Genomic DNA, 7,623 nt, shown 5'->3' on the forward strand with positions numbered 1-7,623 from the left:
ACTCGCCCCAGTCACCTCACTCACCTCACTCACCGGAAGTCCTCCTCGCGGTACTCGGCGTCCGACCCCGCCGCCGTCGCCTCGCGCAGCTCGATCCGGCGGATCTTGCCGGACACCGTCTTGGGCAGATCGCCGAACTCCAGGCGGCGGATGCGCTTGTACGGGGCGAGGGCCGTGCGCGAGTGTTCGAAGAGGACCTTCGCGGTGTCGGGTCCCGGCTCCCAGCCCTCCGCCAGTACGACGTACGCCTTCGGGACCGCGAGCCGCAGCTCGTCCGGGGCGGGCACGACGGCCGCCTCGACGACGGCCTCGTGCTCCAGGAGCGCGCTCTCCAGCTCGAAGGGGCTGATCTTGTAGTCGCTTGCCTTGAAGACGTCGTCGCTGCGGCCCACGTACGTGATGTAGCCCTCGGGGTCGCGCGAGCCGATGTCGCCGGTGCGGTAGTAGCCGTCCGCCATCGCCTCGGCGGTACGGTCGGGGTCGCCGTGGTAGCCGGTCATCAGGCCCACGGGCCGGGCGGACAGGTCGAGCGCGATCTCGCCCTCCGTGGCGCCGGGCGCGCCCGTGACCGGGTCGAGGAGTTCGACCTCGAAGCCGGGGCTCGGCCGTCCCATGGAACCCGTCTTGAGCGGCTGGCCTGGGCTGTTGGACACCTGCACGGCCGTCTCGGTCTGCCCGAAGCCGTCCCTGATGGTGACGCCCCAGGCGCGCCGCACCTGCTCGATGACCTCGGGATTCAGCGGCTCGCCCGCGGCCACGGCCTCGCGCGGGGGCGTACGAAGCTGGGTCAGGTCGGCCTGGATGAGCATGCGCCAGACGGTGGGCGGGGCGCAGAACGTCGTCACTCCCGCGCGGTCCATCTCGGCCATCAGGCGGGGCGCGTCGAAGCGCGTGTAGTTGTGGAGGAAGACGGTCGCCTCGGCGTTCCAGGGCGCGAAGAGGTTCGACCAGGCGTGCTTGGCCCAGCCGGGTGAGGAGATGTTCAGGTGCACGTCACCGGGCTTGAGGCCGATCCAGTACATGGTCGCCAGGTGGCCGATCGGGTACGACGTGTGCGTGTGCTCGACGAGCTTGGGGCGGGCGGTGGTGCCCGAGGTGAAGTAGAGCATCAGCGGGTCGTCGGCCCGGGTCGGTCCGTCGGGCAGGAAGAGGCCGGACTCGCGGTCGTACACGTCCTCGTACGACTGCCAGCCCTGGTGTTCGCCGCCGACCACGACGCGTGTGTAGTCACCGGGCACCTCGTCGAACTTGCCGGTGTCCTCGGCGCGCACGATGACGTGCCGGACCCGGCCGCGTTCGACGCGGTCGCGCAGGTCGGCGGGGCCGAGCAGCGGGGTGGCCGGGATGACCACGGCGCGCAGTTTCATCGCGGCGAGCGCGGTCACCCACAGCTCGGCCTGGTTGCCGAGCATGACGAGGATGCGGTCCCCGGCGCGTACGCCCAGCTCGCGCAGCCAGTCCGCGACCTGGTCCGAGCGCACGGACAGTTCCCCGAAGGACAGCTTGGTCTCGCGGCCGTCCTCCTCGACGATGTGCAGCGCGGTCCTGGCGTTGCCGTGGGCGATGTGGTCGAACCAGTCGAGGGCCCAGTTGAAGTGCTCGGGGCGGGGCCAGACGAAGCCCTCGTAGGCCGTGGCGTAGTCCTCGCGGTGCTCCAGCAGGAAGTCCCGCGCGCTGCGGAAGCTCTCCGTCGGCGTCGTCGGCGGCGTAGTCATCTGTCCTCCTCGGCCCCGGACCATTGCCGGGCGGCTCACTCACATCGTGTAATCCGTGATGCGGGTCTCACTACCCCCGAACGGGGGGTGCGCTGCGGTGAAGGGACGAGCACGTGGCAACTGGCGCGACCGAAGCGGTGGAGCTGCGCGGTGCGCTGATGCGGCTGCGCCGGACGACGGGGCTGCCCGTGGCCTTCGGCGGCCTGGTCGAGCCGGGCCGCCATCAGGTGCGGATCAGCGAGCTGAACGGTACGGCGACGGCGGCGCTCAGCGCGCTCGCGGTGTCGTCGGGCAACGGCCTCGGCGGCAAGGCGGTCGCCCTCGCCCGGCCGTGCGCCGTCCTGGACTACTCGTCATCGCGGCAGATCAGCCACGAGTACGACGCCCCGGTCGCCGCGGAGGGCCTGCGGGCCATCCTCGCGGTGCCGGTCGTCGTACGCCGCCGGGTGCGCGGTGTCCTGTACGGCGCCCTGCGCACGGCCCAGCCCCTCGGCGACCGGACGCTGACCGCGGCCGTGGAGGCGGCACGCGACGTGGAGCAGTCACTGGTCGTACGGGACGAGGCACAGGGTCTGCTGGCGGCAGCGCGCGAGCCCGAGGTGACGCCGGACGTCACCGAGGGCGCGGCGTGGGAGCGGGTCCGGGAGGCGCACGGGGCGCTGCGCGCGCTGGCCCCGCGCGTCGTGGATCCGGCGCTTCGGGCGGAACTCCTGGCGGTCTGCGCCACGCTCACCGCCTCGCCGGGCCCGGTGCCGACGGCCCGGCGGGTCCGGCTCACCCCGCGTGAGCTGGACGTTCTTGCCTGTGTGTCGGTCGGTACGACCAACGCGGCCGCCGGGGACCGGCTCGGGCTGCGTCCGGAGACGGTGAAGGCCTATCTGCGCTCGGCGATGCGCAAACTGGGCGCGCACACCCGGCTGGAGGCGGTGGTGGCGGCGCGGCGGGCGGGGCTGCTGCCCTGAGATGCGCCCTTGCCCGCCACCCCGAAGGTCCATACCTCCCCCGGCGCTCTATACATGCACGGGCACGCTGAAATCCCGTATACCGGATCTCTGTTATTTCCCTCACGGCGCAACCCTCCGAAATTCAAGGGCTCTTTGCTTAATATTGAGCCGAACACGACTGAGGGGAGCGGTGCGCGTGCGACGGGATTTCGAGGAGCCTGTCAGACCCCGTTCCGAGCAGGTCGTCGGGCGGGACGAGGTGCTCGTACGAGCACGTGCGCAGCTCTCCCGAGGGGGCAGTCTCCTCTTGCACGGTCCGCCCGGAATAGGAAAGTCGACCGTCCTGCGGGCAATGACAGCGGAATACGCCGAATCGACCCGGACTGTGTTGCGTTGCTCCGCGACGGAGTCCGAATCCCATCTCCCGTTCCTCGCCCTGGTCGATCTGCTCGGTCTGGTCGCCGACGAGGTCGCGGACGCGCTGCCAGCCCCGCAGCAGGCCGCGCTCGAAGCCGCGCTCACCGGCCGTGCCGAATCGTCCCTGCACCAGGACGGTCTCGCGCTGCGGCTCGCGGTGCTGTCGGTGCTGCGCGCGCTGGCGGCCAAAGGTCCCGTCCTCCTCGTGGCCGACGACCTGCAGTGGCTGGACGCGCCCAGCGCGGAGCTGCTCGGTTTCGCGGCCCGCCGCCTCGGCGGGATGCCGGTGCGGATGCTCGGCGCGGTGCGTACCGGCACGGAACCGAAGGAGCAAGAACACGACCCGTATCTACGCGCGTATCCACCGGAGGCGCTGGCCCTGCGGCTGACCCCGCTGTCCCGGCCGCAGGTGTCCGAGCTGCTGGTCGCGCGCGGTTACACCGGTCTGGGCCGCTCGACGCTGCGGGACATCCACCACACCAGCGGCGGCAACCCGCTGTTCGCGCTGGAGCTCGCGCGCGCCCTGGCCGAGAGCCCGACGCCGCCCCGCCCCGGCGAGCCGCTGCCGGTGCCGACCTCGCTGCGCGCCCTCGTCCTCAGCCGCCTGGAACTGCTGTCCGCCGAGGCCCGGCAGACGCTGCTGGTCGCGAGCGCGGGAGCCCGCCCCACACAGACGCTGCTGGGGTCCGCGGGCCGTAGGAACGCGGAGTCGGAGATCGCGCTCGCGGCCTCGCTCGGTCTGGTGACGGCCCACACTCCGGACGCCCAGGGCCCGGACGGGCAGGAGGGCGCGGTCCGCTTCGCGCACCCGCTCGTCTCGGCCGCGCTGTACGCGCAGGCGACGCCCCAGGAGCGGCGGGCCGCCCACGCCGCGCTGTCCACGGTGGCCTCCGACCCGATCGAGCGGGCCCGCCATCTCGCGCTGGCCACCACCGGCACCGACGAGCAGGTCGCCGCGCGGCTCTCCGAGGCGGCCGCGCTGGCCCGGGACCGCGGCGCACCCTCGGTCGCGGCCCAGCTCGGGCTGCTCGCCGCCCGGCACACCCCGCCCGACAGCCTGCCCGGCGCGGACGAACGGCGGCTGAGGTCCGCCGAGGACGCACTGACCTCGGGCGAGATCGACCTCGCCCGCGAGGTGGCCCGCGACGTCCTGGACCGGGCGACGGACCCGGCGGTCCGGGTACGGGCCTGGATGGTGGTGATCGACTCGGCGGGGCAGGCGATGGCCGACGTGGAGGCCGTGTTCCCGCAGGCCCTCGCGGACGCGGGCGAGGATCCGCGGCTGCTCGCCCTGGTCCACTACCAACTGGCGTGGCGGGGACTGCTCGTGGAGGGCGAGATGGCCAAGGGCCGCGAGGAGGCCGCGCAGGCTGCCCGGCTCGCCGCCACCGCCGGCGACCGGAGCACCGAGCTGATGGCCCTGTCCTTCCAGGCCCAGATGGAGACCCTGATGGGTCACCCCGCGGCCCCGGAGACCCTGGAGAAGGCCCTCGCGGAACCGCAGGACCTCCGGGTGGCCTGCGACCACAACGGCGCGGGTGCCACCCGGTTCCGCTGGCAGATCATGAGCGACCAGCTCACCGACGCCCGTACGACGATCACCCGGCTCCTCGGCGAGGTGCGGCGGCGCGGCATGGTCGAGAGCGAGGTGCACTTCCTGCGCGGACTCGCCGAGACCGAACTGCGCTCCGGACACTGCGCCCGCGCCCTGGACCTGGCCCACGAGAGCCTGCGGCTGGCCCGGGACACCGGTATGGGCGAGGCCGCGGGCAACATGTTCACCTCGCTCGCCGAGGCCGCGGGCGGGGATGTGCACCGGGCGCTCGTACTGGCCGGCGACGCGGTGCGCCGCGCCGAGGACGACGGCGACCTGATCTACCTCTCCCGTGCGCTGGGCGCGCTCGGGCATGCCCGGCTAGTGGCCGGGGACGCCGCCGGAACGGTCCAGTCGCTGCGCAGGGCAAGGGAGTTGGAGCAAGGGCTCGGCATCTCCGACCCCGCGCGCGGCCGTTGGCACGGCGACCTCGCCGAGGCCCTCGTCCTGGTCGGCGAACCGGCGGAGGCACAGGACGTCATCACCGCCACACGCGAACACGCGGTACGGCTCCGGCGGGCAAGCGTCCTCGCCGTACTGGACCGTGCCGAGGCCCTGGTGAAGGCGACGGCGGGTCAATACGAGGCGGCGGCACAGCAGTTGACTTCCGCACAGGACCGTCTGGCGCAACTCGGGTACGGGCTGGAGGAGGCCCGGGCGGCCCTCGCACTGGCCAGGCTGCGGGCCGAGCAGTCGGGTCGCGGCTCGTACGACGAGGCGGCACGGCTGTTCCGACGCTGCAAGGCGGTGCCCTGGCTACGGCAGTTGGAGACGGCTTCGGTGACCGCCCCGGCTCCCGCTGCCCCCTCGGCCATGGCCCCCGAGTCCCTCCTGCCACACCTCGACCGACTGGCCTCCACGGAACGCCAGGTCGCGGGGCTCGTCCTGGAGGGCGCCACGAACCGCGAGATCGCCGCGCGCCTGTTCATCAGCGTGAAGACGGTCGAGGCGACACTCACCCGGGTGTACCGGAAGCTGGGTATCCGATCGCGAGTCGACATCGTGCGGTTGGCTGCGGGGCAGCGGCGGGGGAACTGAACTCGGGGTTCGTGGGCGGGGGTTGGGTCGGCCGTCGGGATTGAGGCCGGTGGGCTGAGCCGAGCTTGGGTGGTTGCCGGGGCGTGGTGGCCGCCCGGGCGCGGGCGTCGCTGGGACGCGTGCCCGCCGGGTGTGGGCGGGTACCTGGGACGCGGACGCGGTGCCCGCGGGGCGCGGGGGCCCTTGGACGCCGTGCCCGCAAGGTGCGGCGTGCCTCTGGGACGCGGTGCCCGCGGGGTGCGGACTGTCCTTGGGACGCGGTGCCCGCCAGGTGCGGGCGGACCCTGGGACGCCGTACCCGCGAGGTGCAGGCGGCCTCTGGGACGCGGCGCCCGCCGGGTGCGGGGTACCTCTAGGACGCGGCACCGGAGGGGTGCGGGCGTGCCGCTGGGACTCGGTGACCTCGGGTGCGAGCGATCCCGTGACGCCGTGCCCGCAAGGTACAGGGTGCTTGTGGGCCGCGGCGCACGCGGTGTGCGGGTGGCCCCTGTCTGGTCAACGGTGCCCGCCGGGCGACAGACGTCGCCCGCAGGTACTTGCCCGGGCGGCGACCGTCGCCGGACGGCTGAAGTCGGCAGATGCCCGCCGGGCGGCGGAAACCGGGAGATGCTCGCCGGTGGACGGAAGTCCAGTGGTGCTCGCCGGGCCCCAGTGCGCCGGACGCCGAGCGGGCTGGCGGCTGGCGGCTGGCGGCTGGCGGCTGGCGGCTGGCGGCTGGCGGCTGGCGGCTGGCGGCTGGCGGGGCATCGTCGCGCTTCGGCGGCGTACCCGCGCCCCGCCAACTGCCCTGTCCCGCGGCCCGCAGGGGCAGGCAGGGGCACGACCGAGGGTTTTCCCTCGTCAACTCCCGCAGGGAGTTCCCTCATTGGGGAGAGGGCAGGTCCGCTTCTAGCGTGGGACCCGCCCCGCAGGCTGTCGCTCCACCCCCACAGTGCACCCCCCACCGGCACTCCTGAGGAGAACCATGTTCGGGCTCACCCTTGCCAAGAAGGCCGCCGCCGTCACCGCGGCGGTCGCCGCCGCCGCGACGACCTGTCTGCTCGGAGCCACCACCGCGAGCGCCGCTCCCCAGCCCATCGTCGGTGGCTCGACCACCACGGCAGCCGCGTACCCGTACGTCATGCAGATCACCGACTCCTCGCAGAGCCAGTTCTGCGGCGGCACCCTGGTCTCGGCGACCAAGGTCGTCACCGCCGCCCACTGTATGGTCGGCGAGACCACGAGCAGCGTCAGAGTCGTCGGCGGCCGCACCTACCGCAATGGCACCAACGGCACGGTCAGCCGGGTCAGCAAGATATGGATCAACCCGAGCTACGTGGACGCCGAGCAGGGTGACGACGTCGCCGTCCTGACCCTGTCGACCTCCATGCCGTACACGCCCATCAGCTACGTCTCCTCCTCCGAGACCAGCGTGTACGCGGCCGGCACCACCGCCCGCATCCTCGGCTGGGGCACCACCAGCTCGGGCGGCTCCTCCTCCAACCAGCTGCGCACCGCCACGGTCCCGACCGTCTCGAACGCCACCTGCTCCTCGGCGTACGGCTCGTCGTACATCTCCTCCGACATGGTCTGCGCCGGCTACACCTCCGGCGGCGTGGACACCTGCCAGGGCGACAGCGGCGGCCCGCTGATCATCGGCGGCAAGCTCGCCGGCATCACCTCGTGGGGCTACGGCTGCGCGGACGCCGAGTACCCCGGCGTCTACACCCGCCTGACCACCTTCTCCAGCCTGGTGACGACGCAGGTCAACTCCTAGTACTACTCCCCGAGTACCTCCTGAGCACGACTCAGGTTGAGCCAGGGGGGGGGGGGGGGGGGCCCCGCCGCCCCCCCCCCCCCCCAAATAGGTGGACCGCAACCCCGAGGGGGGGGCGGGTCGAGGCGGCTCGTACGTCGAGTTCATCGTGCGGCGGCG

Annotated in this window: 4 protein-coding genes; 3 read left to right on the forward strand and 1 reads right to left on the reverse strand. The window is 73.0% G+C overall.

The window, feature by feature from the left end:
* Positions 1-29 precede the first annotated feature (29 nt).
* Positions 30-1,715: an AMP-binding protein gene (locus ACIBEI_RS47860; RefSeq protein ID WP_398897656.1), complete on the reverse strand. Its 1,686-nt coding sequence runs from the start codon at positions 1,713-1,715 to the stop codon at positions 30-32.
* A gap of 158 nt (positions 1,716-1,873) precedes the next feature.
* On the opposite strand from ACIBEI_RS47860, the gene ACIBEI_RS47865 reads away from it, so the two are divergent.
* The 3 genes from ACIBEI_RS47865 to ACIBEI_RS47875 all read left to right on the forward strand — a co-directional run bounded on the left by ACIBEI_RS47865 (position 1,874) and on the right by ACIBEI_RS47875 (position 7,464).
* Complete coding sequence (locus ACIBEI_RS47865; protein WP_398897680.1) at positions 1,874-2,677, forward strand: response regulator transcription factor; 804 nt, start codon at positions 1,874-1,876, stop codon at positions 2,675-2,677.
* A 178-nt stretch (positions 2,678-2,855) separates the two neighbouring features.
* Complete coding sequence (locus ACIBEI_RS47870) at positions 2,856-5,708, forward strand: AAA family ATPase (RefSeq protein ID WP_398897657.1); 2,853 nt, start codon at positions 2,856-2,858, stop codon at positions 5,706-5,708.
* 964 nt (positions 5,709-6,672) lie between these two features.
* Positions 6,673-7,464: a serine protease gene (locus tag ACIBEI_RS47875; RefSeq protein ID WP_359942325.1), complete on the forward strand. Its 792-nt coding sequence runs from the start codon at positions 6,673-6,675 to the stop codon at positions 7,462-7,464.
* Positions 7,465-7,623: the final 159 nt, after the last annotated feature.

The sequence above is a fragment of the Streptomyces sp. NPDC050988 genome (assembly GCF_044456225.1).
Lineage (GTDB): Bacteria > Actinomycetota > Actinomycetes > Streptomycetales > Streptomycetaceae > Streptomyces.